27 protein-coding genes are annotated in these 26,619 nt (G+C 67.5%); 22 read left to right on the top strand and 5 right to left on the bottom strand.

Annotated features, from left to right (window positions below; genetic code table 11):
* Nucleotides 1-30: 30 nt before the first annotated feature.
* From ABD260_RS08360 to ABD260_RS08340, 5 genes are read left to right on the top strand one after another with little or no spacing between them, the layout of a single operon-like run.
* Entirely contained in the window at nucleotides 31-1,716 is a 1,686-nt protein-coding gene (locus tag ABD260_RS08360) for a beta-galactosidase (protein ID WP_344232797.1), read from the top strand.
* A complete protein-coding gene (locus ABD260_RS08355; protein WP_344232796.1) occupies nucleotides 1,713-2,996 on the top strand; it encodes an ABC transporter substrate-binding protein in 1,284 nt (427 codons plus the stop codon). The genes ABD260_RS08360 and ABD260_RS08355 overlap by 4 nt, the downstream gene beginning before the upstream one ends.
* Nucleotides 2,993-3,964 (top strand): carbohydrate ABC transporter permease, encoded by a 972-nt coding sequence (locus tag ABD260_RS08350; protein WP_344232795.1) that lies wholly within the window; start codon nucleotides 2,993-2,995, stop codon nucleotides 3,962-3,964. The genes ABD260_RS08355 and ABD260_RS08350 overlap by 4 nt, the downstream gene beginning before the upstream one ends.
* The gene (locus ABD260_RS08345) at nucleotides 3,961-4,857 is read left to right on the top strand and encodes a carbohydrate ABC transporter permease (protein ID WP_344232794.1); all 897 of its coding nucleotides are present in this window, start codon (nucleotides 3,961-3,963) and stop codon (nucleotides 4,855-4,857) included. Before ABD260_RS08350 ends, ABD260_RS08345 begins: the two co-directional genes overlap by 4 nt.
* Nucleotides 4,854-5,540: a PIG-L deacetylase family protein gene (locus ABD260_RS08340; protein WP_344232793.1), complete on the top strand. Its 687-nt coding sequence runs from the start codon at nucleotides 4,854-4,856 to the stop codon at nucleotides 5,538-5,540. The genes ABD260_RS08345 and ABD260_RS08340 overlap by 4 nt, the downstream gene beginning before the upstream one ends.
* A 115-nt stretch (nucleotides 5,541-5,655) precedes the next feature.
* Here ABD260_RS08340 and ABD260_RS08335 read toward each other — a convergent pair whose 3' ends face one another.
* Nucleotides 5,656-6,174: a GNAT family N-acetyltransferase gene (locus ABD260_RS08335; RefSeq protein ID WP_344232792.1), complete on the bottom strand. Its 519-nt coding sequence runs from the start codon at nucleotides 6,172-6,174 to the stop codon at nucleotides 5,656-5,658.
* Entirely contained in the window at nucleotides 6,171-6,860 is a 690-nt protein-coding gene (locus tag ABD260_RS08330) for an NAD-dependent epimerase/dehydratase family protein (RefSeq protein ID WP_344232791.1), read from the bottom strand. Before ABD260_RS08330 ends, ABD260_RS08335 begins: the two co-directional genes overlap by 4 nt.
* Nucleotides 6,861-7,022: 162 nt before the next feature.
* Here ABD260_RS08330 and ABD260_RS08325 point away from each other — a divergent pair, with 162 nt between their 5' ends.
* On the top strand, nucleotides 7,023-7,907 hold the full coding sequence (locus ABD260_RS08325) for a glycoside hydrolase family 16 protein (protein ID WP_344232790.1): 885 nt from the start codon (nucleotides 7,023-7,025) through the stop codon (nucleotides 7,905-7,907).
* Between the two features lie 123 nt (nucleotides 7,908-8,030).
* Here the strand turns inward: ABD260_RS08325 and ABD260_RS08320 are convergent, their stop codons facing one another.
* Complete coding sequence (locus tag ABD260_RS08320) at nucleotides 8,031-8,483, bottom strand: hypothetical protein (protein ID WP_344232789.1); 453 nt, start codon at nucleotides 8,481-8,483, stop codon at nucleotides 8,031-8,033.
* A gap of 142 nt (nucleotides 8,484-8,625) precedes the next feature.
* Here ABD260_RS08320 and ABD260_RS08315 point away from each other — a divergent pair, with 142 nt between their 5' ends.
* On the top strand, nucleotides 8,626-10,056 hold the full coding sequence (locus tag ABD260_RS08315) for a hypothetical protein (protein WP_344232788.1): 1,431 nt from the start codon (nucleotides 8,626-8,628) through the stop codon (nucleotides 10,054-10,056).
* Nucleotides 10,057-10,095: 39 nt separating this feature from the next.
* Here the strand turns inward: ABD260_RS08315 and ABD260_RS08310 are convergent, their stop codons facing one another.
* Both ABD260_RS08310 and ABD260_RS08305 read right to left on the bottom strand, forming a co-directional pair.
* Nucleotides 10,096-11,085: a nitronate monooxygenase gene (locus ABD260_RS08310; RefSeq protein ID WP_344232898.1), complete on the bottom strand. Its 990-nt coding sequence runs from the start codon at nucleotides 11,083-11,085 to the stop codon at nucleotides 10,096-10,098.
* A 162-nt stretch (nucleotides 11,086-11,247) separates the two neighbouring features.
* On the bottom strand, nucleotides 11,248-12,531 hold the full coding sequence (locus ABD260_RS08305; RefSeq protein WP_344232787.1) for a sensor histidine kinase: 1,284 nt from the start codon (nucleotides 12,529-12,531) through the stop codon (nucleotides 11,248-11,250).
* A 103-nt stretch (nucleotides 12,532-12,634) separates the two neighbouring features.
* Here ABD260_RS08305 and ABD260_RS08300 point away from each other — a divergent pair, with 103 nt between their 5' ends.
* The 15 genes from ABD260_RS08300 to ABD260_RS08230 all read left to right on the top strand — a co-directional run bounded on the left by ABD260_RS08300 (nucleotide 12,635) and on the right by ABD260_RS08230 (nucleotide 26,599).
* Nucleotides 12,635-13,297: a hypothetical protein gene (locus ABD260_RS08300; RefSeq protein ID WP_344232786.1), complete on the top strand. Its 663-nt coding sequence runs from the start codon at nucleotides 12,635-12,637 to the stop codon at nucleotides 13,295-13,297.
* A complete protein-coding gene (locus tag ABD260_RS08295) occupies nucleotides 13,297-13,953 on the top strand; it encodes an ABC transporter ATP-binding protein (protein WP_344232785.1) in 657 nt (218 codons plus the stop codon). The genes ABD260_RS08300 and ABD260_RS08295 overlap by 1 nt, the downstream gene beginning before the upstream one ends.
* A complete protein-coding gene (locus ABD260_RS08290) occupies nucleotides 13,950-14,609 on the top strand; it encodes an ABC transporter ATP-binding protein (protein WP_344232784.1) in 660 nt (219 codons plus the stop codon). The genes ABD260_RS08295 and ABD260_RS08290 overlap by 4 nt, the downstream gene beginning before the upstream one ends.
* Nucleotides 14,609-17,257 (top strand): ABC transporter permease, encoded by a 2,649-nt coding sequence (locus tag ABD260_RS08285; RefSeq protein ID WP_344232783.1) that lies wholly within the window; start codon nucleotides 14,609-14,611, stop codon nucleotides 17,255-17,257. Before ABD260_RS08290 ends, ABD260_RS08285 begins: the two co-directional genes overlap by 1 nt.
* A 40-nt stretch (nucleotides 17,258-17,297) precedes the next feature.
* Nucleotides 17,298-18,038, top strand: a complete 741-nt coding sequence (locus ABD260_RS08280; RefSeq protein ID WP_344232782.1) for a response regulator transcription factor — start codon at nucleotides 17,298-17,300, stop codon at nucleotides 18,036-18,038.
* Nucleotides 18,039-18,416: 378 nt separating this feature from the next.
* Nucleotides 18,417-18,755 (top strand): DoxX family protein, encoded by a 339-nt coding sequence (locus ABD260_RS08275; protein WP_344232781.1) that lies wholly within the window; start codon nucleotides 18,417-18,419, stop codon nucleotides 18,753-18,755.
* 645 nt (nucleotides 18,756-19,400) lie between these two features.
* Nucleotides 19,401-19,898, top strand: coding sequence for a Na+/H+ antiporter subunit E (locus ABD260_RS08270; RefSeq protein ID WP_344232780.1), 498 nt, complete (start codon nucleotides 19,401-19,403; stop codon nucleotides 19,896-19,898).
* Nucleotides 19,888-20,151: an MrpF/PhaF family protein gene (locus tag ABD260_RS08265; RefSeq protein WP_344232778.1), complete on the top strand. Its 264-nt coding sequence runs from the start codon at nucleotides 19,888-19,890 to the stop codon at nucleotides 20,149-20,151. The genes ABD260_RS08270 and ABD260_RS08265 overlap by 11 nt, the downstream gene beginning before the upstream one ends.
* A gap of 11 nt (nucleotides 20,152-20,162) precedes the next feature.
* A complete protein-coding gene (gene mnhG, locus ABD260_RS08260) occupies nucleotides 20,163-20,474 on the top strand; it encodes a monovalent cation/H(+) antiporter subunit G (protein ID WP_344232777.1) in 312 nt (103 codons plus the stop codon).
* A complete protein-coding gene (locus ABD260_RS08255) occupies nucleotides 20,474-20,767 on the top strand; it encodes a Na(+)/H(+) antiporter subunit B (RefSeq protein ID WP_344232897.1) in 294 nt (97 codons plus the stop codon). Before mnhG ends, ABD260_RS08255 begins: the two co-directional genes overlap by 1 nt.
* Complete coding sequence (locus tag ABD260_RS08250) at nucleotides 20,764-21,735, top strand: MnhB domain-containing protein (RefSeq protein WP_344232776.1); 972 nt, start codon at nucleotides 20,764-20,766, stop codon at nucleotides 21,733-21,735. The genes ABD260_RS08255 and ABD260_RS08250 overlap by 4 nt, the downstream gene beginning before the upstream one ends.
* Nucleotides 21,732-22,100, top strand: a complete 369-nt coding sequence (locus ABD260_RS08245) for a sodium:proton antiporter (RefSeq protein ID WP_344232775.1) — start codon at nucleotides 21,732-21,734, stop codon at nucleotides 22,098-22,100. The genes ABD260_RS08250 and ABD260_RS08245 overlap by 4 nt, the downstream gene beginning before the upstream one ends.
* A gap of 3 nt (nucleotides 22,101-22,103) precedes the next feature.
* The gene (locus ABD260_RS08240; RefSeq protein ID WP_344232774.1) at nucleotides 22,104-23,849 is read left to right on the top strand and encodes a complex I subunit 5 family protein; all 1,746 of its coding nucleotides are present in this window, start codon (nucleotides 22,104-22,106) and stop codon (nucleotides 23,847-23,849) included.
* 134 nt (nucleotides 23,850-23,983) lie between these two features.
* Nucleotides 23,984-24,592, top strand: coding sequence for a TetR/AcrR family transcriptional regulator (locus tag ABD260_RS08235; protein ID WP_344232773.1), 609 nt, complete (start codon nucleotides 23,984-23,986; stop codon nucleotides 24,590-24,592).
* A 1,140-nt stretch (nucleotides 24,593-25,732) separates the two neighbouring features.
* Nucleotides 25,733-26,599, top strand: a complete 867-nt coding sequence (locus ABD260_RS08230; protein ID WP_344232772.1) for an alpha/beta fold hydrolase — start codon at nucleotides 25,733-25,735, stop codon at nucleotides 26,597-26,599.
* Nucleotides 26,600-26,619 lie beyond the last annotated feature (20 nt).

The following is a 26,619-nucleotide window of genomic DNA, read 5'->3' as shown; positions in this document are numbered from 1 at the left end:
CGCAACGGGGTGCGCGGAAAGTGATTCATCATGCGCTCCAGAGTTCGATCCGTCCTGCTCGCAACCGCTCTCGCCCTCGGCGCGGTATCGGGTACGACTGCAGGAAACGCCGTTGGTATACCATCCGCTCCGGCGTCGACGGGTGTCGTTCTGCCGGAACCGCAACGGGACCAGCCGGTCTCGCCGGCCCGGGTCCGGGATCTCGCAGTGGCCTTCGTGTACCCGGCCGCGGACAATCTCGATGCCTCGCTGGACAAGATGGCCGAGGCGGGCGTACGACGTGCGCAGGTGGTCGCGTCCTGGACGGGCCTGTGCCCGCGACGTGATGCCTGCGACTGGTCGGTGCTCGATCGCTATTTCGAGAAGGCGAAGCAGCGCGGCATCAGCACTGCCGTACACGTCAACTCGACGCCCGACTGGGTGCATCCGGATCTGGTCGCGACCGTTCCGGACTACGGCCAGCGGATCTGGTACCCGCCGACGCGGAACGCGGCCGAGTTGCGGGAGTTCAGCTCTTTCGTGCAGACGCTGGCCGCGCGGTACCGGAACCAGGTCGACAGCTACGAGATCTGGAACGAGGAGAACTGGCGCGACTTCTACAAGCCGGTCGAGGACCCGGCCGACTACGCGAAGCTGTTGCGTACCGGGTACCTGGCGGTGAAGGCGAAGGACCGCAAGGCGGACGTGATCTTCGGCGGTACCACCCGCACCGATCCCGGTTTCGTCCGGAACGTGTACACCGCGCTGCGCAAGTATCCCGATGCCGCACGCAACGATGACTTCTTCGACGTGATGGGCGCGCACCCGTACACGGATGACCGGCATCCCGACAACCATGATCCGGCCAAGGTCCGCGAGAACGCGGCCGGTGGTGAGTTCGACGACAACTTCCTCGGGATCGACCGGCTGCGGTCCGAGATGGTCCGCCAGGGCGATGCGCACAAGAAGATCTACCTGGGGGAGTTCTCGTACTCGTCGGTGCGGACGTGGATGGGGCTGGTACCGGACGATCAGCGCGCGTACTACCTGCGCCGGGCGTACGAGCTCGCGGCGCAACGATCGTACGTCTCCGGGCTGGCGTGGTTCGTGTGGTCCGAGGTGACACCGAACGACGAATGGCACGGCTGGACGCTGCTCGAGTACCCGAACAAGCCGACGCGTACTTATCAGGCGCTCGCGCAACTGACCGGTGCCGTCAAAACACCGGATCGTCGTCCGGTACTCCGGCTGGCTGCGGGTACGGCAACGGCCGACCAGCTTCCGGCCGGTGTGCAACGGGCCGAGCTTTACCTCGACGGCGTGCAGGTTGCCAGCGGCAACCAACTTCCGTTCAGCTACCCGGCACCGCCGAACGGCAAGACCGCACTGGCCCAACTGGTTCTGTATACCAAAGATCGGACCATCGACACCGCGCCGATCTGGACCGCGAACGGGCAGCAGGTCACCCAGATCACACAGCTCTCGCATCCGCAGGTGAAGGCAACGCGCAGTGTGGATGTCAGCACCGGCGTGACAGCTCACGGACCCGTCCTGCTCCGGGTCACCACCGCGAGCGGTCAACTCGTCTCCACCACGACGCTCGGGATCGGCCGCGGGCGGCTGGAGCGTTTCGACACGCTCGTCGCGCTCGACCAGCCCGGTACCTACCACCTTTCCGCCACCGATGTCCGCGGCCGGCCGTTGGCCGGCGGAGCAACTCTGGAGGTCCTGCCATGAAGTACCGCTATCCCGCGCTGCTGGTCGCCGCGGCGCTTGCCCTGACCGGCTGCACAGCCGATCCCAAGCCCGTGGCCCAGTCCGAATCGAACGCTCTGGACGGCGTGGGACCGATCACGTTCGTCACCGGCAAGGACTCCAGCGGTGTACAGCAGGGCCTGCTCGACAAATGGAATACCAAACACCCGGACCAGAAGGTGACCTTGGTCGAGCTGCCTGCGCAGGCGGACGGGCAGCGGCAGCAGCTGATCCAGAACGCGCAGACCAAGTCGTCCTCGTACGGCGTGGTATCCCTCGATGTCGTCTGGACCGCCGAGTTCGCGGCCAACGGCTGGGTGGAGGAGTTACCGCAGAGCGAGTTCCCGCTGGGCCAGATCCTGCCGTCGTTGGTCTCGGGCGTGAAGTACTTCGACAAGCTGTACGCCGCTCCGTGGGGTGGTGGAACCGCGCTGCTGTACTACCGCAGCGACCTGCTGACCAAGGCCGGCGTCCAGCCGCCGAAGACCTGGGCCGAGCTGAAGACCGCCTGCGACAAGGTCCTGAAGTTGCCGGAGGCAAGGGGTGTCGACTGCTACGGCGGGCAGTTCAACAAGTACGAGGGGCTGACCGTCAACGCGTCCGAGGCGATCAACTCGGCCGGAGGCTCGGTCGTCGGGGCTGACGGCAAGCCGACCCTGAACACGCCGGAAGCCAAGCAGGGGCTGGACTTCCTGGTCGACGGCTTCAAGTCCGGCCGGATTCCGAAGGCCGCGATCACCTGGGACGAGGAGGCCGGCCGGCGCGCGTTCCAGGAGGGCAAGCTGCTCTTCCTGCGCAACTGGTCCTACGTCTACACGCTCGCGAACAAGACCGACGGTTCCAGCAAGGTCGCCGGTAAGTTCGGCGTCGCACCGATCCCGGGGCTGAACGGTCCGGGGAAGGGCACGATCGGTTCGAACAACCTGGCGATCAGCAAGTACGCGAAGAACAAGAAGACCGCGCTGGACTTCATCAAGTACATGACCAGCCAGGAGACCGCCAAGCAGTTGATGGTCCAGTCGGCGCAGTCGCCCGCGTACACGGCGATGTACGACGATCCCGATCTGGTCAAGCAGTACGCGTTCATGCCGATGCTCAAGGAAGGCCTGATGAACGCGGCGCCCCGGCCGGCGGTGATCAAGTACGGCGACGCCACCGCCGCGATCCAGGAGGAAGTGACCAGCGCGCTGACCGGCCAGAAGACGTCCGAGCAGGCCCTGTCCGACCTGCAGCAGCGACTGAGCGGCATCGTCGGCAAATGACGACAATAGTCCAGGAGCGGACCGGACGAAGCACGGTGAAGCCCCCGAACCGGAAAGGCTCAGGGTGGTCCACCGCCCTGATGCTCTCCCCGACCCTGCTGACCTTGGCGTTGGTGGTCGGGTACCCGGTGCTGGCGGCGATCCGGTTGGCGTTCGTCGAGGTGGCCGACCAGGTCAACCCACAGAGCGGCATGCTCGAACGGACCGAGTCGTTCGGCCTCGGCAACTTCGCCGGCATCTTCAGCGGAGAGTCCGGCGCAGCGTTCCGGAACGCGTTCTGGAACACGACGCTGTTCACCGTGATCGGGGTGACGGCCGAGATCGTGCTCGGGGTCGCGATGGCCCTGGTGATGAACCGGGCGATCCGCGCCCGGGGCCTGGTCCGGGTCAGCGTTCTGGTGCCCTGGGCGATCCCGACGGCGATCTCCGGGTTGCTGTGGCGGTGGGTGTTCGAGAGCGACGGCATCGCGAACGCCGTCCTGAACACCCAGATCGTCTGGACGGCCGACGACTCGACCATCTTCGGGTTCCTGTCCGCGCCGTTCACGACGGTGCTGATCGCGGACATCTGGAAGACCGCGCCGTTCATCGGGTTGCTGGTGCTGGCCGGTCTCCAGATCATCCCGAAGGAGGTGTACGAGGCCGCGAAGATCGACCGCGCCGGTACCTGGGCGACGTTCTGGCGAATCACCATCCCGTTGGTCAGGCCAACGCTGGTGGTAGCGGTCCTGTTCCGCATTCTGGATGCGCTGAAGATGTTCGACCTGCCGTTCGTCCTGGTAGGTGCACACAAACATTCGGTCGAGACGTTGTCGACGCTCGCCCAGTACGAGATGTCGAACGTCCGGTACGGTCCGGCCGCCGCGTACTCGACCGTGCTGTTCCTGTACATCGCGCTGATCGCGTTCATCTTTGTCAGAGTGCTCGGTGCCGACTTGATCGGGCGCGGGCTCAAGGAGAGTCGATGACCATCGCAGCTGAAGCAGTACGCCCCAAACCGGCCAGGCCGTTGCGGCCCGTCACTCAACCTCCCAAGCGCGGCCTCGGCAAGTTCCGGCTGGCCGATCTCGGGTCAGGGCTGATCGTGCTGTACTGCCTGGTCCCGTTCTACTGGATGATCGTCAGCGCCCTGCGCAAACCGTCCGATCAGTTCGCCACCACCCTCTTCCCGGCGCCGATCTCGTTCGAGAACCTGAAGGCCGCGTTCTCGGCGCGGAACGGGTTCGGCCGGGCGTTGCTGAACAGCTTGATCGTCGCGGGGACGACCACGGTGATCACGCTGGCGATCGGCATCACCACGGCGTACGTGATCGCGCGGGTCCAGTTCCGGTTCAAGAACGTCGTGCTGGCAGTCATCATCGCCACCTCGATGTTCCCCGGCGTGACGTTGCTGATCCCGCTGCTCAAGCTGTTCGTCGGGCTGGACTGGATCAACACGTACCAGGCGCTGATCGTGCCGAGCCTGAGCTTCGGGCTTCCGCTGACCGTGTTCAACCTGACCGCCTTCTTCAAACAGTTGCCCGCGGAGCTCGAGGACGCGGCGCAGGTGGACGGCTGCAGTCAGTGGCAGGCGTTCCGCTCGGTGATCCTGCCGCTGGCAATGCCCGGGATCTTCACCAGTGGCATCATCACGTTCATCGCGGCCTGGAACGAGTTCATCATCGCGTTGTCACTGACGAACGAGAAGTCGATGCGGACTGCTCCGGTGATCACCGCGTTGTTCACCGGGCAGTACAAGTTCGACCAACCGTTCGGTACCCAAATGGCGGCCGGTGTCGCCGTCACCGTCCCGCTGGTGATCGGCGCGCTGCTCTTCCAGCGCCGGATCGTCGACGGCCTGACCGCTGGAGCCCTGAAATGACCCGTGCACTCGCAGTCTTCGCCCATCCGGACGACGTCGACTTCAACGCCGCCGGAACGATCGCGCAGTGGGTCCGCGACGGGATCGAGGTGTCGTACCTGGTCGTCACCCGTGGTGAAGCGGGGCAGGGCGAGCCGCGGGAGACGATCCAGCAGCTGCGCGAGGCTGAACAACGCGCGGCCGCGGCGGCGATCGGGGTGACGGACGTCGAGTTCCTCGATGGGTACGCGGACGGGCGGTTGACGGTGACAATCGACCTTCGTCGCGACATCACCCGGGCGATCCGGTTGAAGCGGCCGGATCGGGTGATGACCAGTTCGCCGGAGCGTACGTGGCGGTTGCGCGAGGCGGATCATCCTGATCACGCGGCGGTCGGCGCGGCGGCTGCTTGCGCGGTGTATCCCGATGCGCTCAACCCGTACGTGCATCCGGAGTTGGCGGAGCTGGGTACGTGGCCGGTGCCGGAGGTTTGGTTCTGTGAGCCGCCGGAGCCGGAGCACTACGTGGACATCACCGAGACGTTCGACCTCAAGGTGGCCGCGCTGGCCGAGCATCAGAGTCAGCCGGGGATCGAGGTCGAGTCGGTGCGGCAGCGCTGTGCCGCGGTCGGGGCGGCGGGTCAGTTGCCGGCCGGGCGGTTGGCCGAGGCGTTCACGATCGTCCGCCGGGTGACGGCAGGCTGAAAGCAGCAGGTCGCCGCCGCGGCGCCACGGCGGCGACCTCTGCGGACCGGGAGTGGGGTGCGGCGGCGTTGCACTCGGGGGAGCCGCACCTTCGACCGGTCAGTCCAGGGATGCGTTACCAGGGCAGGCCGCGGATGTCGATCGGCCGTCCGGACGGAAAGTTGTCGCCCAGGACCATCGCCGGATGGGTGAAGGACTCGATGGTCTCGCCGGTGTAGACGTTCGTCATCGTCACGCCGGGCCCGACCTCGACCCAGCCGGCGGACTCGTAGAACCCTTGCACGGCGGGCGAACAGGTCAGCAGACCGTACGGCGCCGGAAGCACCGCCCGCAGATGTTTCATCAGGTCCAGACCAAGACCGCGCCCGCGGTACGCCGGATCGGTGCAAACGTGGCCGACCCCGGCGACGTACACGTCTTCATCGCCGACCCCGACCCGGCGGCGTTCGATGCCGAGGTGCGCGACCGGTACGCCGTCGTCGCTCAGAATCAGCCGCCACTGCGGACGCGCCAGCCACCACGACTGCTGACGGAAGTGCGCTGCCCGGCCCGGAAACGCCTTCGCCAGCAGCAGCCGGAGCTGAGCATCCTGTTCATCGGTGAGCTCGGTCTCGGCAATCAGTCGGCAGGTCATGCGGTCGCTCCTTCACACGTCGCCCATCCGGGCACATCGTCGACCTGCGTCCGGTACTGGGCAGAGTCCTTGGCCGGCCGGTAGCCGATGGTGTTGGCGGTCGACCATCGGCTACCGGAGTTCGCGGAGACCCCAGGCGCGATCGCGAACCGGGCGGGCGCCTCGAGCGCGCGGATGACCAGCTGCTGAAGGTCCTCCGGCGCAAGCCACAGTTCGAGTGCCTGGCGCGCGGGCGGCGTCGGCGTACACGCCCCGAGCCGCAGGCAGATCGCGGTGCCCCCGGTCTGGTACGCATGCGCCTGCGCGGCTGCCTCGGCGAACGCTTTGGTGGCACCGTAGTTGCAGCACGGTGCGGCCGGCCGCTGCGCGTCGACGCCGCCGAGCCGGTACTGACCGACCGCGTGCACCGAGCTGGCCAGCACCACTCTGGTGCCGCCGGCAACGGCCAGGATGTTGGTAACACCAACTATGTTCGACCGGTGCAGGTCTTCCCAGCTCGCGGCCGGGTCCGGATTGCCGGCCAGATGCACGATCGCGTCGACTCCGTGCACCAGCCGGCGGGCGACGCCGGGATCGCTCAGGTCGCCGTCAGGCAGGTCCACGGGCCGGACCTCGTAACGGCGCTTGAGGGCCGGAAGTACCTGCTGTGCAACGGATCCCGCCGCACCGGTGACGAGAATCCGCACCGCAACCTCACCTCCAGGGAAGGACGGTTCCGATGCTGGCACATCGCTGGAATCCGTGGCAAGCTGTTGCTGCACCGTTGCCAAAAGTTTCCGGAAACTGTAATCCATTGTGTCCGCCCCCATGCCGCCGGACGCCGGCGCAGGACAAGGAGAAGATTCCTCATGTTTCACCGCAAGCTTGTGGTGCCGGCGATTGCCGGCCTGATCGCCCTGACCGGATCGTTGCTCGCGGCCCATAGCGCGAGCGCCGACCCCGGTGGATCGAAGGTGCAGGCGGGCGACAACCCGCCCGCCGGAGTGCAGCCGGTCGGTGCCGGTACCGGCTGGAACATGAAGTGGTGGGACGAGTTCAACGGTTCCGCGGTCGACTGGGGGACGAAGTGGAACGGCAATTCGAGCGCGCTGCCCGACGCCGGCCGCGGCAACAAGGGCAATCAGCAACTCGAGTACAACCTGGACCGCAACTGCACCGAGGCGAACGGAGCGGTCACGATGACCGCGAAGCGCGAGCAGTACCAGGCGCCGTCCGGGACCTCGTACGGCTGGACGTCCTGCCTGCTCACGTCGACGGGCAGCAGCGGCGTGACCTTCAAGTACGGCTACATGGAGTCGCGGGCGAGGCTCACGTACGACCTTCGCAATGCCCAAGGCGGCACGGTCGCTGACACGCGCGGTTTCTGGCCTGGGTTCTGGACCTGGCAGGCCTCGGGGGTGAACTCGTGGCAGGAGACGGACGTCTACGAGCAGTACAGCGACCGGCCGCGCCACCTGTACCTGACGTCGCACGCCGGCGCGAAGGGCGGTTGCGAGGTGGATCTGGGCTTCGACCCGGGCGCCGACTACCACGTGTACGGCGCGGACATCTCGGCGTCGGGCACCAAGTTCTACATCGACGGCAACCTGGTCTGCAGCGTGGCCGGCGCCCCGACGGAGAACACGAACATCATCGAGGATCTGTACGTGTACTCGAAGACCGACTTCGACCCGAACCCGGCGACCGTGTCGGCGAAGAAGTCGATCGACTACGTTCGCTTCTGGCAGCGCTGAACCTAGGCAGCGCTGAACCTAGTACGTATCCCCTGAACGCCGGTGGCCCCCTCCCTGCCACCGGCACGAACGGCGGCCAGCAGCCCCCCGCTGCCGGCCGCCGTTCGGTCTTTGGGAGGTGGCTCAGGTCCGGCAGTAGACGCCGGTGAAGGCCCAGTTGGTGGTGACCGGATCCCACATCTTCGTACTGCCGCACATCTTCTCGGTCGGGCTGGCGTGCACGTACAGGGTGAAGTGGACATTGGCGTAATCGTTCGCAATCGCGAACCGCCGGTTCGGGCCGGGCGGGATGCCCTGCGCGATGCTGCTCTCCATCACGGTCGCCTGGCCGTTGACGGTCCACGCCCGCGTCCAGTTGCCCTGACAGCTGTTCGACCACCACATCTGTGAATAGCCGATGGTGCGCCCGTCACTGGCCTTGACCGGTACGGCCGGGCCGACCGTCCAGTTGCCGGTGCAGTTCACCGGATTCCCGCCGATGCCGTTGCCGCCGTCGGACGCGTGGGCGGCCGGAACGTTGATCGCGAGCGTGAGTACGCCCACGGCGGCCGCGACATATTTCGCCAAGCTCCTCATGCGTTGTCTCCTCGAGGTGTCGGTGCTTCCACGATCGGCGCCGGCCCCGGTCCGGCGGTCGCGTTGTGCGGAGCTGACCCGGTTGTGCACAGGCCTACCTTTCGAGGACAGTTCTGTGGTACACCGCGCGAGGGGAGGGGCGATGGTGAACAGGATTCAGCGGTGGTTGGGGTGGATGCTGCGGGTGAACCGTCTGGCCGGACCGGACCCCGGGCTTCGGACCCGGACCGCGTTTGCGCGGGTGCTGCCCGATCAGGTCGTCCGGCCGGTCCATCCGTCCACAATTCAGCGCTGGGAGGCTGGTTCGCTGCGGGCGCCGCGTGGGGCGATCACGCGGTACGAGCGGTTGCTGGCGTTGCCGACAGGCAGCTTGACGTCGATCTTCGATTTGCTCGAGCAGTTGGGGCGTACGCCGCTGAGCGTGCCGGAACGAAACATTGCCCTGCCGGCTGGACGGATCAATCAGTTGCTTGAGCTGGCCTGTTCGCCGGATGACGCGATTTCCGGCGCGGAGTGGGATGAGCTGACCGGGCTGCTCGATGCGCGACCGATGGCGTTCCTGCCGCAACCGATCTGGGAGGCGATCGCCGAACGGCTCCTGGTGGAGATGCTGATCGCGTGCGGTACGCCGTGGAACCTGCGGTACGCGGCCTTCAACCGTCTCGTCGCGCATCCCAGCGGCCAGGAGGCAGTCATCGACGTCTGCGCCGCCACCGCTGCGCTGCCCGATCATCAGGTCATGACGTCGACGGTCGCTGCGTTGGGCGCGAGCGATCACGCGTACGCCATCACTGCACTGCTTCATCAATTGGCTGAGCCAACGAATGACAAGGCGTTCACCGGTGCGGTGATCGCGCTCGCCGCGGCTGTGGAGCGTGGGCGATTGGCGGCGTACGACCAGGCGCGGGCGGAGGCGGCGCTTCAGCAGTTCCGAATGAGCGGTGGGGCTGAGGTACGGCGGGACGATCGGCGTACGGCGATGGTGAACGGGATCGCCGCTCGCGCAAGTGCGGTGGACGAATCCGGTACTGGTGAGCTGGAGGTGCTTGCTGAGTTGGTGGACGGGTTGTTGTTCGATGCCGATTCGGAGATCCGGGTTGCGGCGGCTGCGCTGCTTGCGGCGACGCCGTACAAGCGTTCGTTGGCCGCGGCGCTTCGGGCCGAGCTGATGAAGCCGTCGACGCTGACCGGCGATCCGGCGTGGAGCACTACGTTGCTGGCGGCGCTGCGGTACGTGGGTGGGGAGCCGGAGCTTCGTCTCACCCAGCTGATGGTCACCGCGGACGGCTTACCCAGCGAGACGGTCCGGGTGGCTGCTTTCGCGATCGCCCACCTGGACGGGCAGGCGCCTGACAGCTGGTGGAACCACGCCATCGAAAAGCACCTGCGCCAAGCGGCTCATCGGGACAGCGCCGAAATCCTCAGCGGCCTCGCCTACAGCGCCGGCATCGCCGCCCACCGCCCAGCCCTGGAACGCCTCCGCCAAGACCCCCGAGCCCCCCACGAAGCCCGCACCGCAGCTGGTTGGTGGCTCAACCTCCCACCCCAAATCACCACTAGCGCCCAAACCTAGCCAGCTGGTCGCGCCTCCCCGGGGCAGCATCCGGTTGGTTCAGCTCGGGGCGAGGCGCTTCAGCGCGGTAGCAGCTGGTTCGGCGCGGGCTGCTTGGTAGCCCGTGCCTGCCCACAGGTGGATGAGTGTGGTGTCGTTCGCCGCGGTTGCTGCCTTCCGGAGCGGACTCGTCAGGTGATGAATCGCCGGATAACCGAGCGGCGCAGACCCCTCGTACTGATTGATGAAGTAATTGCGCAACCCCCGCGCCGGACGACCGGTGAACGCTCTGGTCAGCGCGGTTTCGCTGAACTGTGGATCAATGAGTGCAGCCTTGTGCGGTTCGGATGCGCCGCTTTCCTGCGTACGGAGTAGCGCAGTCCCGACCATCACCGTACGGGCACCAGCTTTGAGCGCCGCCGCGGTATCACCCGACGACGCGATTCCACCTGCCGCGACGATCGGCAACGCGACCACCTGCCGTACCGAACTAACCAACTCAGGCAGCTCAACCGCTTCCAGCGGCTGCTCGGGAGTGAAGGTAGCGGAGTGACCGCCGGCCGCCGGCGCCTGCACGATCAGCAGATCCGCACCAAGGTCAGCCGCCGCAACCGCCTCACCGTGAGTCGTCACAGTCTGCGCAACCACACTCCCAACTTCCTGAAGCGCCCGCACCGCCTCCGCCTCAGGCAACCCAAAGGTGAACGAAACCACCGGCACCCGAGCCGCAAGCAGCAATTGAAGTTTCGCGTCCCAACCGTCATCGTCCGCGTTCCGAGGTTCGTCGCCGAGCGTGATCCCATACCGATCCGCCTCAGGCCGCAGTACGTCGGCGTACGCCACGAAATCCGCCCGCTCAATCCCAATCGGATTGGGCGCAAAGAGATTCACGCCGTACGCGACGCCACTCGCCCCGGCTTCAGCGATCTGCGCCGCGAGTACATCCGGCGTCTTGTACCCACCAGCGAGAAACCCCAGCCCACCAGCCCGAGCCGCCGCCACAACCAGAGCAACCGTGCTCGGCCCCCCAGCCATCGGCGCAGCCCACACCGGCAATTCAGTAACCACCTTCACACAAACGACGCTAGCCCGCCCACTCCAAAAAGTCTCACCGCGGCAACGTGACGGTCACCACCAACCGACCGTCATCGTCGCTGTGGTCCATCGTGAGCCTCTGCGGCGGGCTCAGGCACGGCTGAACGGTCGCCTCGACTACCTGAACTCTCCAGGAATCAACACCCGAAACGTAGTAGGTGCCCCCGCCGCCAACACCAAGCGTCCACCACAGACCTCAACCAGCTCCCGAGCCAACCGCAACCCGATCCGCGGACCGGCGTGGTGTGGTTTGGGGTCGAAGAGTTGGGCGCTGTCGGAGTCAATCGTTCCTTCGTCCGCGACATCTATGGTGGTGGCGTCGAAGGTGTCGTGGGCTTGTACCTGGATCGTGCCTTGGCCGTGGGTGCGGGCGTTGTCGATCAGGACATCGAGGATCTGCCGGCAGTTGGCCAGCGGAATGTTGCGGTCGGCAACTGCCGCGTCGGCCTCGAAGGTGATCCGCCGGCCGTGTTCGGCGAGCAAACCGTGCCAGCGGTGCTCTGCGTCGGCGAGGAGCGACTCGACAGTACCCAGTACGCCCCGCGGCCCGTCAGCCGATGATCGAGACAGATCGAGAACGTCCTGGACTGTTTGCTGTAACTCGCCGGTGCGTTGAAGTGCACCGGCGAGTGCAGCGTGCGCCTCGGCCGCGGGTTCGGACTGCGCGGACTCCAAGGTCAGCCGCAAACCGGCCAGCGGCGTACGCAGTTGATGTGCCGCATCGGCCGCGAAGTGCCGCGCCTGACCCAGCACCGCCGACAACCGCTCAACCATCGTGTTCTGCGCACGGGCAACCGCGTCGACCTCCCTGATCCCGCTGAGGTCGGCCCGCGCGAACAGATCCCCCGCAGTGACAGCATCGGCCGTACGCGCCAATGCCTCGAGCGGTGCGCTGAGCCGCCGCGCCTGCCACGTTGCCACCCCCACCCCGACCAGCAGCGCGACCACGACCGCGCCAAGAACCGCGAGCCACGCAAGCAGGATCCGGTTCCACACCCCACCAACCGCAGACGAGGCGCGTACGACGCCGATCACCTTTTCGCTGGATGCAACCGGCACAGCAACAACCAGCGAATCCCCGGACTGCCCCTGGACCACATGCCCCTCAAGACCCGCCCGGGTCGTACCGTCCGCGACCGCCGGGCCGCTTCCGGCGCGAAGGTGCAGCGATCGGTCGTACACGGCGACCTGTCCGTCGGTCATCGCGGGCGGGAGCTCGACCGGATCGTTGGCGGTGAAGTCCGGTCCGACCTGGACCGCGGCGGCGAGGGCGGCACGCTCCAGCTCGGAGCGTTCGCCGGCGAAGAACGAGACCCGGATACCGATCGCGAACGGGATCGCCAGCAGGATCAGGGACACCAGTACGGCCGCGATGGCGACCCGGCTGACACGACGCCGCATACGCCCATGATGACCCGCGAAAGTGCTCCAGGACAGCAGGTTTTGCCGTCCTCTAACCCTGGCCGGTCCGGCCCGTTACCGAGGAATTCCTAGCGTCGAAGTCATGAAGCTCTGGCCCATCCTCGCACTCTCCCTGACCACCGCGACGCTGCTCACCGCCTGCAGCAACGGCTCGTCCGGCGCCGCCAACCCCGCCACCACATCCTCCCCAAACTCACCCACGACCAACAACCCATCGACAACCCAGCCCTCAGCAACCCAACCGTCCAGCACCCAGCCCTCGAAGCCGGTAGCGACCGAGTCGAACCCGCCCGGCGACATCCCCGACAACCAGGCGTTCGTGACCTTCACCGCGTCGGGTTTCGCGGTCAAGGTCCCCGAGGGCTGGGCCCGCAGCAACACCCCCACCACGACGTCGTTCACCGACAAACTCAACCGCATCGAAGTCAGCTCAACCCCAGCGACCACCGCGCCAACACCCCAGTCCGTCACCAGCAAGCTCGTCCCCGACCTACGCCGTACGGTCCCGCGCTTCACGATGGGCAAGGTCAGCCAGGTCACCCGCCCGGCCGGCCAGGTCGTCCTGATCACATATCAAGGCGACTCGGCCCAGGACCCGGTCACCGGAAAGGTCGTCCGGGACGCGTTCGAGCGGTACGTCTTCTACCGCGCCGGCAAGCAACTGTCGCTGACCCTGGCCGGACCGGTGAACGCCGACAACGTCGACCCGTGGAAGATCGTCTCCGATTCGGTCCGGTGGCTCTGATGGCGGATGACGTGCTGAGCTGTCATGACCTGTACCGGTTCTTCCGCGCCGGCGACGAGGAAACGCTCGCGCTCCGCGGCGTCAGCCTGAGCGTCGCCCGCGGCGAGGTGGTCGCCGTCGTCGGACCATCAGGGTCAGGCAAATCGACCCTACTGTACTGTCTCGCCGGACTCGACGAGCCAGACGGCGGGGCAGTGACCCTGGGCAACGAACGCCTGAGCCACCGCCCGGAACTGGAACGCGCCCGAATCCGCAGTCGTCGCCTCGGCGTTGTCCTGCAATCTGGCAACCTCCTGGCCCACCTAACCATCGACGCCAACCTCCGCCTGGTGCAAACCGGCCGTGAGCGCCAGCTCCCAGACCAGCTCCTCGAACAAGTCGGCCTCGCCAACCGCGGATCCGCCCTGCCGCGCGAACTGTCCGGCGGCGAGCTCGCCCGCGCCGGCCTGGCAGTTGCCGTCAGCAACGACCCGGATGTACTCCTGGCCGACGAACCAACCGGCGAACTCGACGGCCAGACAGAGCAGCTGGTACTCGACCTCATCCGTGCCCGCGCCCGTGACGGCCGAGGCGTGCTGCTCGTGACACACAGCCCGGCCGTGACCAGGATCGCGGACCGCGTGATCACGTTGTCCGACGGAAGGATCGCGGCATGACCCTCGTACGTTGCATGGATGTGTCCCGGACCTTCGGGCACGGTGAACAGGCCGTCGTCGCGGTCCACGGCTGCACTTGCGAGGTCGAGCCCGGCGCCCGGATCGCGATCACCGGTTCGTCAGGCTCCGGAAAGTCCACGCTGCTGCACTTGCTGGCCGGCCTGGAGACACCGACCGGCGGCGTGGTCGACTGGCCGGAGCTGACGGACCGAGCCCGCGACATCGCGGTCGTCTTCCAGGGACCGAGCCTCCTGCCCGCGCTGACGGTCGCGGAGAACGCGGCGCTGGCGGCAATCCTGACCGGCACCAGCGAAGCCGAGGCGGACGAGCGAGCGGCGGCCGCCTTGACCACGGTCGGAATCGCATCGCTCGCGAACCAGTTGGCCGACACATTGTCGGGCGGTCAGGCGCAGCGTACGGCGATCGCCCGCGCCCTTGCCCTGCGACCGCGCTTGCTCCTCGCCGACGAACCCACCGGCCAGCTCGACACCGAAACCGGAAGCCACGTACTCGACGCGCTGCTGGCAGCCGCGGACGAAACCGGCGCCGCACTTGTGGTGACAACCCACGATCCAGCCGTCGCGAGCCGGTTCGAGGATCGCTGGCAGATGAATGACGGCCGACTCGTCGCACCGGCCAGAGAGGGGGTGTCGTGATGCTCGGACTATGGTTTGCGGGCCTGGTACGCCATCGGGCCGGCCGCCTCATCGCGACGGCAGCCGGAATCGGTCTTTCGGTCGCGTTGATTGCTGCTATCGGTGCGTTTCTGACCGCCTCGAAAGCGACGATGACCAGCCGGGCGGTCGCGACCGTCGCCGTCGATTGGCAGGTCGAAGTGCAGCCTGGCGGCGACCCAAGTACGGTGCTGACCGCCGTACGCCAAGCCCCTGGCATCGCGGCCGCGGCACCCGTCGAGTTCGGGCGCACGACCGGGTTCCAGGCCGTTGTCGCCGGATCGACGCAGACCACTGGTCCGGGGGTCGTGATGGGAATCCCGGGCAATTATCGTCAGCTGTTTCCGGCGCAGCTTCGGCAACTGACGGGCAAGTCCGACGGCGTCCTGCTCGCCCAACAGACCGCCGCGAATCTGCACGTTGCGCCGGGTGACACTGTTTCTATTGGTCGGCCGGGTCTGCCGCCGGTACGCATCAAGGTCGACGGGGTCATCGATCTGCCCCAGGCGGATTCCCTGTTCCAGAAGGTTGGAGCGCCGCCGCAATCGCAACCGTCCGCGCCGCCGGACAATGTGCTGTTGTTGCCGACAGCCCGTTTCGACGCGGTGATGGGACCTGTCTCGCGGCTCGATCCGCAGGCGATCACGACGCAGATTCATGCGCATCGCGACGCGGCGTTGCCACACGATCCGGCCTCGGCGTACACGGCCGTCACCGGAGCCGCGCACAACCTGGAGGCTGCCTCGGCGGGGTCGGCGGTCGTCGGTGACAATCTCGCGGCGGCGCTGGATGCGGCGCGGAGCGATGCGGCGTACGCGCAGATCCTGTTCCTCTTTCTCGGCGTTCCTGGTGCCGTGCTTGCCGCTCTCTTGACGGCGGCGGTTGCCGGTTCGGGGGCGGCGCGCCGGCGGCGGGAGCAGGCACTGTTGCGGGTACGCGGTTTCGGCCTGCGACGAGTCGTCGGACTGGCCGCGCTCGAAGCACTCGTGACCGGCGTTCTCGGCGGCCTGATAGGCATCGCCGCGGCCACGATCATCGGGCGTACGTCGTTCGGCAGCTCATCTTTCGGCGGCGGCGGCCTCTGGTTTGCGATCGCCTTCGTGGTCGGACTCTTCATCGCTGGCCTGACCGTGCTGGTGCCCGCGGTCCGAGATCTGCGGAGCAGTAGCGTCGTCTTCGCGCGCCGCCAGGTAGACCAGTCACGGAACCCACTCTGGATGCGCTTCGGCCTTGACTTCATCTGCCTGATAGTCGCCGTATTGGTTTTCCGTGCCTCTGGCAACAACAACTATTCGTTGGTGCTGGCACCGGAGGGCGTACCAACGATCTCGGTCTCGTACTGGGCGTTCTTCGGCCCCGCCCTGTTGTGGATCGGCGGCGCATTGTTGCTCTGGCGCCTCATCTCCCTCGCGCTGGCGCACGGCCGCGGCGCGCTGACCTTCCTGGTACGCCCACTCACCGGACGGCTGGCGCGTACGACAGCCGCAAGCATGTCCCGCCAACGCACGCCCCTCGTACGTTCCGTCGTCCTACTCGGCCTCGCGATCTCCTTCGCGGTGTCAACGGCAACCTTCAACGCAACGTACCGGCAACAAGCCGAGGTCGACGCCCTGCTCACCAACGGCGCAGACGTCACAGTCACCGAATCACCTGGCGTCATCGTCGGCCCCGGCGCCGCCACCAAGCTGGCCGCAACCCCGGGCGTACGCGCGGTCGAACCGCTACAACACCGACTGGCCTACGTCGGATCGGATCTCCAGGACCTGTACGGCGTCCGGCCTGGCACAATCGCCGACACAACCGCCCTGCAGGACGCGTACTTCGTCGGTGGGACCGCGCACGGCCTGATGGCCCAACTGGCCCGGCAACCAGACTCGATCCTGGTCAGCGACGAGACCGTCAAGGACTTCCAGCTCGCGCCGGGCGATCTGATCCGGCTGCGGCTCCAGGACAGCCGGACGAAGGCGTTCCGGACGGTTCCGTTCCACTATGCGGGCATCGTGAAGGAGTTCCCGACCGCGCCGCGGGACAGCTTCTTCGTCGCCAACGCCGCGTACGTCGCCAAGGCCACCGGCAGCGACGCGATCGGCGCATTCTTGCTCGACACGGGCGGCAAGAACCAGGCGGCGGTAGCGACGGACGTACACAAGCTGCTCGGCGACTCCGCCAAGATCACCGACCTGACTCAGACCCGGTCGAAGGTCGGTTCGAGCCTCACCTCGGTCGACCTGGCGGGTCTGACCCGGTTCGAGCTCGCGTTCGCGGTACTGATCGCGGCCGGTGCCGGCGGGTTGGTGCTTGCCCTTGGGCTGGCCGAGCGGCGGCGTACGTTCGCCATCGCGAGCGTCCTTGGCGCGAACCGTGCGCAACTGCGCGGTTTGGTGATGAGTGAGGCACTCGCGGTCATGCTCGGTGGTCTCATCGGTGGTGCCCTGATCGCCTGGGCCTTGTCGGCGATGCTGATCAAGGTGCTGACCGGCGTGTTCGATCCGCCGCCGTCGTCCGCGGCGGTGCCTTGGACGTACCTGGCGGCGACGCTGATCGTCGCGATCGGGGCCATCGCGGGCGGGGCGCTGGCCAGCGCGTACGGCTCGAGTCGGCCGGCGGTGGAGGAGTTGCGCGAGCTGTGACTCAGCCGGTTCTCAGTCCGCGCTGCTTAACGTCGGGGAGGTGAATGCCGGAAATGACCGATCGGTGGTCGTCATCGTCGAGGACGACGAGGCCATCGGCCGGTTGCTCGAACGCGCTCTCACTGGCAACGGATACCTCGCGTTCTGGTCGCGGAGTGGTCGATCAGGCCTCGCGGTGGCGCGTCGGGAGCAGGCCGAGGTCGTCCTCTTGGACCTCGGCCTGCCGGACGTGGACGGCGTCGACCTGGCCCGCCGGTTGCGGTCCGATCTGCCCGCACTGCTACTGGTGATGCTGACGGCGCGCGGCGATGAGATCGATATCGTTTCGGGTCTGGATGCCGGCGCGGACGACTACCTGGTCAAGCCGTTCAGTCTGACCGTGCTGCTGGCCCGGCTGCGCGCGCACCTCCGTCGACGTCCGGCCGAGCGCGTCGACGGCCCGGTTGCCATTGCCGGACTCACCGTCGACACGGCGGCCCGGCGGTGTACGGTCGCGGGCGAGGAGCTGGTGCTTCGCCCGAAGGAGTACGAGCTGCTCGAAACGCTCGTACTGAATGCGGGTGCTGCGATGTCGCGCGAGGACCTGATGGCGAAGGTCTGGGACGAGAACTGGTTCGGATCCACCAAGACGCTCGACGTGACGATCGCCTCGCTCCGGCGCCGACTCGAATCGGCCGCGAAACACGCCGGCCTGTCACTGAATCAGCTACCCGCGGTGTCAACCTTACGCGGCCACGGCTACCGCCTCGACCCACCCCTACCGGACGCCTCGCCCCTGTAGCCACAGCCACGGCTACCGCCTTGATCCACGGCCGCCGGACGGCTCGCGGTTGGAGCTGCGGTCCCGGCTGTCGCCTTGATCCGCGGCTGGCGGACAGCTCGCGGTTGTAGCCGCGGTCCCGGCTGTCGCCTTGACGCGCCGCTGGCGGACGGCTCGCCACTGTAGTCGCAGCCACTGCTGTCGCCTCGATCCGCCGCTGCCGGCCGGCTCGCCACTGTAGCCGCAGTCACGGCTATCGCCTCGATCCTCCGCGGCTGGCGGATGGTTCGCGGTTGGAGCTGCGGTCGCGGTTGTTGCCTTGATTCGCGGCTGGCGGACGGCTCGCGGCTGTAGGCTCGCGATCGTTGCTGGTCGTCGAGTGGCGAGTGGAGTGTTGCTGTGGTTGTCGTGCTGGCGATCGTGGTCGGGGTGCTGTTCATCGTGACAGGCGGGGTCAAGGTGCTCGGCGTTCGCCAGAGCCTGGCCGTGCGTGACCATCTCGGCATGGCGCCACAGCTCTGGCGCCTGATCGGCCTGCTGGAACTCGCAGGCGCCGCGGGCGTGCTGATCGGCCTCAAACTCACCGTACTCGGCGTGCTCGCCGCAATTGGCCTCACCTTGCTGATGCTCGGTGCAATCGCGTCACGAGTGAAGGTACGCGACTCGGCCCTGATGATCGCGGCGGACGTCGTCGTACTCGCACTTGTTGTAACGACAGCCATCACTCTCCTTCACTAGCCCGCCCGCCGACCTCACCGTCCGCCGCCCTCACCACCCGCGCGCTCGCTGGTCCACCCGCGGCACTCGCCCGCCCGCCGAGGTGGCCCGTCCGCCGACCTGGCCCGACTGCGGCGCTCGTCCGCCAACGCATGCGGCGCTCATCCGACCCACCGCGCTCGTCCGACGCGCCGCGCTCGTCCAACCCGCCGCGCTCGCTCGTCCACCCGCGAGCTCGCTGGTCCACCCGCGGCACTCGCCCGCCCGCCGAGGTCGCCCGTCCGCCGACCTGGCCCGACCGCGGCGCTCGTCCGCCAACGCATGCGGCGCTCATCCGACCCACCGCGCTCGTCCGACGCGCCGCGCTCGTCCAACCCGCCGCGCTCGCTCGTCCACCCGCGAGCTCGCTGGTCCACCCGCGGCACTCGCCCGCCCGCCGAGGTCGCCCGTCCGCCGACCTGGCCCGACCGCGGCGCTCGTTCACCAACGCATGCGGCGCTTGTCCGACCTGCCGCGCTCGTCCGACGCACCGCGCTCGTCCAACCCGCCCGCTCGCTGGTCCACCCGCGGCGCTCACTCGCCCGCCGGCGACTCGCCTGCACGCTGACATGCGGTGCATGCGGAGTCCCGATCGGGGTACTCGCTGGGTGGCGGAAGGAGGGCAGGATGCCGCGGCTCGTTGCGCCGGCGGCGTGGTGTTACGCCGTGTGGCTGCTGCTGACCTGGTCGGTGACGGTCGAGTCCCTGCTGGTCGGGCTCGTGGTCAGCGTGCTCGGCGCGCTCCTGCTGGTCCCGCTGGGTTTCCCGGCCGGGCCGTGGTGGTTCCTCGCCCCGAGGCGCCTGCTCGCCCTACTCCGCTTGGCCGCCGGGACCGCAACGGACGTCTTCCGGGCCAACCTGCGCTTGGTATACCAAATCTGGACGCCCCGCATGCCGATCCGCACCGGCATCGTCATCGTTCCCACCAGGTTCTCCGATGTGGACCGGGTCGCCGCGACCGGACTGCTCAGTTCGCTTGTCGTCGACAACCAAGTGATCGACGTGGATCTGAAGCGGCGCGAGCTGCTCTACCACTGCATCGTCGTACCGGCGGCCGGCCACCGGTACGAGACGATCAACGGCCCGCTCGAAGGCCGGATCGAGCGGGTGACCAATGCTGACTGACGCCTTCGGCTTCTTCGCGATCGCCGAGTTCGCGGTGGTCGGTCTGCTGGTGGTCCGGCTCGCGGCCGGGCCGTCGGTGACCGATCGCGTGGTCGCACTCAACGCGGTCACGACCCAGGCGACGCTGGCCTTGCTGTTCTTCGCGGCGTTCGCCGACCGCTCCATCTACGTGGATGTCTCGCTGTGGATGGCCGCGTTCGGTTATCTGGGGACGCTGGTCTGGGCGCGGTTCCTGGAGCGGGGGTTGTTGTGAGGACCATCATCGTGTTGCTGTTGGCATCGATCGGGCTGTTCTTCTCGATCTCCGGTGCGCTCGGCGTCGTGCGGATGCCAGACGTGTACGCGAGAATTCAATGCACTTCGATCGTGATCACGATGGGTGCGATGCCGGCGCTGCTTGCCGTTGCCGTCGGCAAGGGCTTCACGTCACAGTACGCCGTACGCGCCTTGCTGGTCGCGTTCTTGCTGCTCACGCTCAATCCGGCCGCGTCGCACGCGCTCGGCCGGGCCGCCTACAAGACCGGCATCCGGCAGTGGTCCGGCGCGGTGGCCGACGAGGGACGCGATCGCCGGTGATGTTTTGGGTGCTGGACTACTTGTGCCTCGCCGTCATCCTGGCGGGCGCGATCATCGTGGTGCGGCTGCACAATCTGGCCGGCGCGGCGATGGCGTTGTCGCTGGTCGGTACGGTACTCGGCCTGCTGTTCGTCGTACTGGGTGCGCCCGATGACGCGCATGCACAGGTGGTGGTCGGCGCAATCGCGGTACCCACGCTGTACCTGATCGCGATCGGGAAGGCGCGGACCGATGTGAAGGACGAGCGTGAGCTGGGTGAACCGTTCGACGAGCCGCCGACGGACCACCGGTGAACGCGCGCGCGGACCGTCGGACGATCGTCGGTTGGAGCCTGGCCGCGCTGACCGCGGTGGTACTCGGCGCCGCGGCGATCGATCTGCCGCGGGAACACGCCGCCCTGCCGGAGATCGCCCGGCAGGCGCTCGCGGTGGCGATCCCGGACTGGCGTACGACGGAACCGGTCAACGAGGTCGTGTACGGCACGAGGGCGTTCGACACCTTTGGCGAGACGTTCCTGTTGCTCGCCGCGGTGGTGAGTGTGCTGTTGCTGGCGCGGCGCCGGGAGCCGCGGCGCGAGTACTTCGGCGAGGAGACCGCGGGCGCGGAAGAACAGGAACACGACGACCCGCACGAGGCGGCCGACGCGGGGGAGCAGAAGGCGCGGGCGGCGGAGTCGCACGAGATCGGTCCAGGCGCCGGCGGTGGTGAGTCGGGCCGCGACTTGGATCTGCCTGATGGCGAACGGGTCGGAACGCCGGCGCCGGAGCAAGCCACGGCGATGACCGCGGTGATCCGCGTGGCGGTCCGGCTCGTGCTGCCCTTGCTCGGCATCGCCGGGTGTTACCTGGTCCTGCTCGGGTACTCGCCGGGCGGTGGATTTCCTGCTGGGGTGGTGTTCCTCGGGCTCGTGTTGATGACGTACGCGGCCCTCGGCTATCGGCGCGTCGCCCGGGTTGTTCGGCCGGGGTTGCTGGAAGTGCTGGAGCTGGCGGGTGCGGCGTTGGTGATCGCGGTACTGGCGATGGGCTTGGTGCTGGCGGGATCGTTCAGTGCGAACTGGTTGCCGTTGGCCCCTGAACAGACGATCCGCAGCGGCGGCATCCTGCAGGCGTTCTCGCTCGCCGAGCTGATCGAGGTCGGGACCGGGCTGACGATCGTGATCTTCACGTTCCTCGCGATGCGGCACGACTGGACGCCGGACGAGGCCGACGAACGTGACGACCAGCCCGGCGACGGGCGCGCAGCGGAGGAGCGGCGATGATCCTGGCCAATTATCTCGTCGCGGTGGTCGTTTTCGCGCTCGGGCTGTACGTACTGCTCACCCGGCGGAATCTGATCAAGATCGTGATGGGACTGTCCCTGATCGAGTCATCGACGTACCTGCTGCTGCTTTCGATGGCATACCGGCACGGTTCGACCGCGCCGGTCATGCTCAATCCACAGAGCGGTCAAACCGAGCAGAGCCTTGCCCACGGCAACATTGCGGATCCGGTACTGCAGAACATCTGTCTGACCGCGATCGTGATCGGTGTTGCTGTCACCGCGGTCCTGCTGGTCACCGTCGTACGCATCGCACAGCACCACCGGACGCTGGACGCCGACCAGGTCCGCAGCCTGCGCGGGTGACGTGTGAACCCCGCGCTGCTTCCGCTCGCGGTCGCGCTGCCGATCACCGGGGCGGTGGCGGCCCCGCTGCTGTCCCGGCTCTCCTCGCGGGCTTCGCTGATCGCCTCGCTCATCGCACTCGTCGGTCCGGCCGCACTGCTCGCCACGTTCGCACCAGCCGTGTACGGTGGCCGGCTCAGCGGTCACGCCCTTGGCAACGTCGGTCCGGTACGAGGAGCAGAACTCGGAATCACCTTTACCGCCGAACCGTTCGGTCTGACCTTCGCCTTGCTGACGGCAACAATCGGCAGCGTCCTGTTGCTGTACAGCCTGTCCGAGCTCGGCGGTCTCGCCAGTCACGAGGCCGGGTGGTACGCGTGCCTGACGCAACTGTTGCTGGCAGCAATGATCGGCACGGCGCTGACCGCTGACTTACTGAACTTGTTCGTCTGGTTTGAGGTCGCGGCGCTGGCGAGCTACGGCCTCGCCGGGTTCTTCCTGGAGCGTCCATGGGCGCTGGAAGCGACCTTCAAGATGATGATCCTGACGAACCTGGCCGGATTCTGCGTCTTCGTCGCGGTGGCGCTGCTCTACTCCGGGCACGGCGCCCTGAACCTCGGGCAGCTCGAGCGATCCCTGTCCGGCGGCGTACGGACCGCCGATGTGGTCGCGCTCGGCCTGTTGCTAACCGGCTTCGGTACGAAGGCCGGGTTGATGCCCTTTCACGGGTGGCTGGCCGACGCGCACACGGCCGCGCCCGGCCCGATCTCGGCGCTCTTCTCCGGCCTGATGGTCAACCTGGGCGTCGTCGCGATCGCCCGCCTCACACTCGACGTCTACACCGCCGGCCGCACGGTACTGCCGGCGATCCTGATGGTGCTCGGCGCGGCGTCGGCGATCCTCGGCGCCGCCCTCGCGCTCGCCCAGGACGACCTGAAACGACTGCTTGCCTACGACACCATTTCGCAGGTCGGCGTACTGCTCACCGCGGTCGGCGCCGGGACGATGCGAGCGGTCACCGGTTTGGTATACCACTTGGTCGATCACGCGCTGTTCAAGGCGTTGCTGTTCCTGTGCGCCGGCGCGATCGTGCATGCCACCGGGATGACGAGGCTGTCGCAGATGGGCGGTCTGGCGCGGCATCGTCCGATCGTCACTGGTGCGTTCCTGGTCGCGACCGCGTCCATCGCGGGCGTCCCGCCGCTGAACGGGTACGCGTCACTCGGGCTCATTCACGACTCGCTCCGGGCAGAGCATCCGGTTGCCTTCGGTGCGGTGCTGGTCGCGCAAGGACTGACCGTTGCGGCACTCGGCCGCGCCGCGTACCTGGCGTTCTTCCGGCGGCGCGATGACGACTACGACCCGTTGGAGCGGATGCGACCTGGGATGCTGATCGCGTTCGGCACGCTCGCGCTTGGCTGCATCGCGTTTGGCGTACTGCCGAACCTCGTGGTCAGTCACATCGCCGCGCCGGCCGCCGCCGTACTGCTCGACCCGAATGCGTACGCGACAATCGCCCTAGCCGGCAGCACCCGCCTGACTCTCACGGTGCAATCTTTTGACTACTTTGCCCCGGACGAGTTGCTGATCTCCGGCGCATGTCTCGTCGCCGGGCTGCTGCTGGCCTTCTGGTACGTCCGGCGCTCGAAGGAGCCGATTGTCGTCACCGGGCTGCGCAGATTGCACAACGGCTCGGTCAACGACTACGTCGCGTACTCCGCTCTTGGGCTGATCGGCTGCACATTCATCCTGCTGGCTTGGCGTCGGTGACGCTGCATCGCCTGTTAACGTGACTGGTGCTTGTCGCGGTGGACGAATGCTGGCTCACAGAGCGGTGGCCCGATGGGCAGTAGCTACGGGCAGCCGCGGACTGACGACGGTGGCAGGGGAGAGGGTGTGTGGTGGTGGACCCACGGGCGCAGCGGACGATCGAGGCGTTGCTCGACGCCGCGGAGAAGCTCTTCACCACGCGTGCCGTCGCGGACGTGACCGTCGAGGAGATCGCGGACACCGCCGGCGTCGCGATCGGTTCGGTATACAACCACTTCGGATCGAAAGCCGGCCTGTACGCCGCGCTGGTCGAGAAGGCATTGGTCGCCGACCGGAAGTTCATGGACCTCGCGTACGTCGAGGGCCGTGATCCGGTCGAGCAACTGCACGCGGCCGCGGAGGAGTACCTCGCCTTCTACCTGGCCAACCCCGAGTACTTCCGGATGCTCGCGTTCCCCGCCGACCCCGGCAGTTACGCGGCCGGCCAGGACCTGGCCGACCGCCTCGCGAACTCGGTCGACGAACAAAACCAGCGCATGGTCGACGCCATCAAACGCGGCATCAAAGCCGGCACCATCCGCAAGGTCAACCCGCACGAAACAGCCACCGTCCTCTGGTCCGCCTGGAACGGAATCATCAGCCTCGCCTGGCGCCAAGACCGCCTCCAACGCAACCCCAAACAACTAAAACGCCTACTCCACACCGCCACCACCGCCTTCACCCACGGCCTCCTAGCCGACTAACCCCTCCCACGCCCGGACACCCAGCCCCCATCCGACCGTCCACCCTCACTCCCCGCCCCGCCCGCCCCGCCGCCCCGCACCGCCTCCGCCCCGCGCCGCCCCACCCGCGCTGCCGCCGTGCCGCCTGCACCGACCTGCACCGACCTGCACCGACCTGCACCGCGCCGCCCTGCACCGCGCCGCCCCGTTCCGCCCACGCCGCCGCCCCGCGCCGCCCGCGTCACCCCCGCCCCACCCCACTCCACGCCACCCCGCGCGGCCGTCGCCCTGCTTTGCCTTCGCCCGGCGTACGTCGCCGCCGGCTTGTGTCCCGTCGCCGCGTCTCCCACCCTCTGCACACACCCGCCGCCACACCATCGCCGGGCCGGGCCCACCCCCGCCGGGCCCATCCCCACGCCGAGCCCGCGCACCCACCGCCGAGACCGCGCCGTGCGCAACCGCGACCGCCTGCACCATCGGGTACCGAAGAACGGGTAGACATGGTCAGCCCCGCCCGATGCTGAGCGCGCGGTACCCGCGTTCGGCGGTTAACGATCGAACCACTACCCGTTCTTCGGTACCTGTCAGCCGGTTAAGAACTGGGACAACTCAACACACAGACGCCCCCCGACCGAGTCCACCGCAACCTCCCTGCCCACCACCGCACCCACCACCCACACCACCGCACCCACCACCCACACCACCGCACCCACCACCCACACCACGCACCCACACCCGCCACGCGCACCCACACCCGCCACGCGCACCCACACCCGCCACGCGCACCTACCCACCACCCACCACCCATCCACCACTGCGCCCGCCACATGTACTCACCGCGCGCACCAACGCGTACCCATCGCGCCGATCACCCGCGCCCACCAACGCGTACCCATCGCGCCCCAAACCGGTTCGGGGTACCCAGCACACCTGACCCCATCGGCCGGTTGACGAGCCCCATCGGGGCAACCAACCGCCCGGGCCGCCGTCCCATCGCCCACTGCCCGGGCCGCCGTCCGCCAACCACCAGGCGTACTGCGGTCGGGCGCCGGGGCGCATCTGTTGCAATGATTGTAAGAAGTGTGATCGGCATGCTACGGTGCCACGGATCTCTTGCAATGGATGTAATAGATTCCGTCGGCCGGACGATCTGGAGCCGCGATGACGTACCCACTGGATGACTCGGTGCATCAGCTCGATCTCCCGCAAGGGGCGATCCGGTATCGCTACAGCGGCACAGGTGCTCCGATCGTCTTCCTGCACGGTGCGCTCTGCAACGGTGAGATCTGGCGTGGAGTCGTACCTGAGCTAGCCGGTGAATACCGGTGCATCGTCCCCGATCTGCCCAAGGGATCGCACCCGTTCCCGATGCGAGCCGACGCCGACCTGACCCCGCCGGGCATGGTCCGCCTCGTCATCGACTTTCTCGACGCGCTCGGCCTCGAGCGGGTGGTTGTGGTCGGCAACGATTCGGGTGGTGCGATCGCGCAAATGCTCGCGGCCGCGTACCCGGAACGAATCGACCAACTGATCCTGACGTCCTGCGACACGTTCGGCCAGTTCCCACCGCGCTATCTGAAGCCATTGCGCCCGCTGACCTTCATACCCGGCTTGGGATCGCAGGTGGCGAAACTTTGGTATACCAAACCAGTCCGGAGCTTGTTCTACTGGTCGATCGTCAAGCACGGCGTTGAGCCCGAGGTGCTGAACTCGTACGTAGCCCCGCTCCGCGATCCCGGCGTCAGGCGCGATGTGGTGAAGTTCTTCCGCGGTACGGCGCCACGGCATACCCGCCGCGCCGCACGACAACTCGCGACATTCACCCGACCTTCGTTGATCGCCTGGGCCGCCGATGACCTGTGGTTCCGCCGCAAGAACGGCCGGCGCCTAGCTCGTACCATCCCCGGAGCGACCTTCACGCTCATCCCCGACACCCGCACCTTCGTCCCCGAAGACCAGCCGATCGAGCTCGCCCGCACGATCCGCGATTTCCTCGCCGCGAACAGCACCCCGCACGCAATCCAATGAGAGACAGCCGCCTGGGTACG

The organism is Kribbella hippodromi (assembly GCF_039531045.1).
GTDB classification, from domain to species: Bacteria; Actinomycetota; Actinomycetes; order Propionibacteriales; family Kribbellaceae; genus Kribbella; species Kribbella hippodromi.
Note: the sequence above shows the minus strand (reverse complement) of the source record. Positions and strands in the feature narration are given on the sequence as shown.

Coding starts and splice junctions, on each gene's coding strand:
- ABD260_RS08270 (WP_344232780.1), top strand. CDS start 19,401: ATGCCGCGGCTCGTTGCGCCGGCGGCGTGGTGTTACGCCGTGTGGCTG.
- ABD260_RS08255 (WP_344232897.1), top strand. CDS start 20,474: ATGTTTTGGGTGCTGGACTACTTGTGCCTCGCCGTCATCCTGGCGGGC.
- ABD260_RS08295 (WP_344232785.1), top strand. CDS start 13,297: ATGGCGGATGACGTGCTGAGCTGTCATGACCTGTACCGGTTCTTCCGC.
- ABD260_RS08285 (WP_344232783.1), top strand. CDS start 14,609: ATGCTCGGACTATGGTTTGCGGGCCTGGTACGCCATCGGGCCGGCCGC.
- ABD260_RS08300 (WP_344232786.1), top strand. CDS start 12,635: ATGAAGCTCTGGCCCATCCTCGCACTCTCCCTGACCACCGCGACGCTG.
- ABD260_RS08305 (WP_344232787.1), bottom strand. CDS start 12,531: ATGCGGCGTCGTGTCAGCCGGGTCGCCATCGCGGCCGTACTGGTGTCC.
- ABD260_RS08345 (WP_344232794.1), top strand. CDS start 3,961: ATGACCATCGCAGCTGAAGCAGTACGCCCCAAACCGGCCAGGCCGTTG.
- ABD260_RS08230 (WP_344232772.1), top strand. CDS start 25,733: ATGACGTACCCACTGGATGACTCGGTGCATCAGCTCGATCTCCCGCAA.
- ABD260_RS08355 (WP_344232796.1), top strand. CDS start 1,713: ATGAAGTACCGCTATCCCGCGCTGCTGGTCGCCGCGGCGCTTGCCCTG.
- ABD260_RS08350 (WP_344232795.1), top strand. CDS start 2,993: ATGACGACAATAGTCCAGGAGCGGACCGGACGAAGCACGGTGAAGCCC.
- ABD260_RS08335 (WP_344232792.1), bottom strand. CDS start 6,174: ATGACCTGCCGACTGATTGCCGAGACCGAGCTCACCGATGAACAGGAT.
- ABD260_RS08340 (WP_344232793.1), top strand. CDS start 4,854: ATGACCCGTGCACTCGCAGTCTTCGCCCATCCGGACGACGTCGACTTC.
- ABD260_RS08290 (WP_344232784.1), top strand. CDS start 13,950: ATGACCCTCGTACGTTGCATGGATGTGTCCCGGACCTTCGGGCACGGT.
- ABD260_RS08325 (WP_344232790.1), top strand. CDS start 7,023: ATGTTTCACCGCAAGCTTGTGGTGCCGGCGATTGCCGGCCTGATCGCC.
- ABD260_RS08320 (WP_344232789.1), bottom strand. CDS start 8,483: ATGAGGAGCTTGGCGAAATATGTCGCGGCCGCCGTGGGCGTACTCACG.
- ABD260_RS08315 (WP_344232788.1), top strand. CDS start 8,626: ATGGTGAACAGGATTCAGCGGTGGTTGGGGTGGATGCTGCGGGTGAAC.
- ABD260_RS08245 (WP_344232775.1), top strand. CDS start 21,732: ATGATCCTGGCCAATTATCTCGTCGCGGTGGTCGTTTTCGCGCTCGGG.
- ABD260_RS08265 (WP_344232778.1), top strand. CDS start 19,888: ATGCTGACTGACGCCTTCGGCTTCTTCGCGATCGCCGAGTTCGCGGTG.
- ABD260_RS08360 (WP_344232797.1), top strand. CDS start 31: ATGCGCTCCAGAGTTCGATCCGTCCTGCTCGCAACCGCTCTCGCCCTC.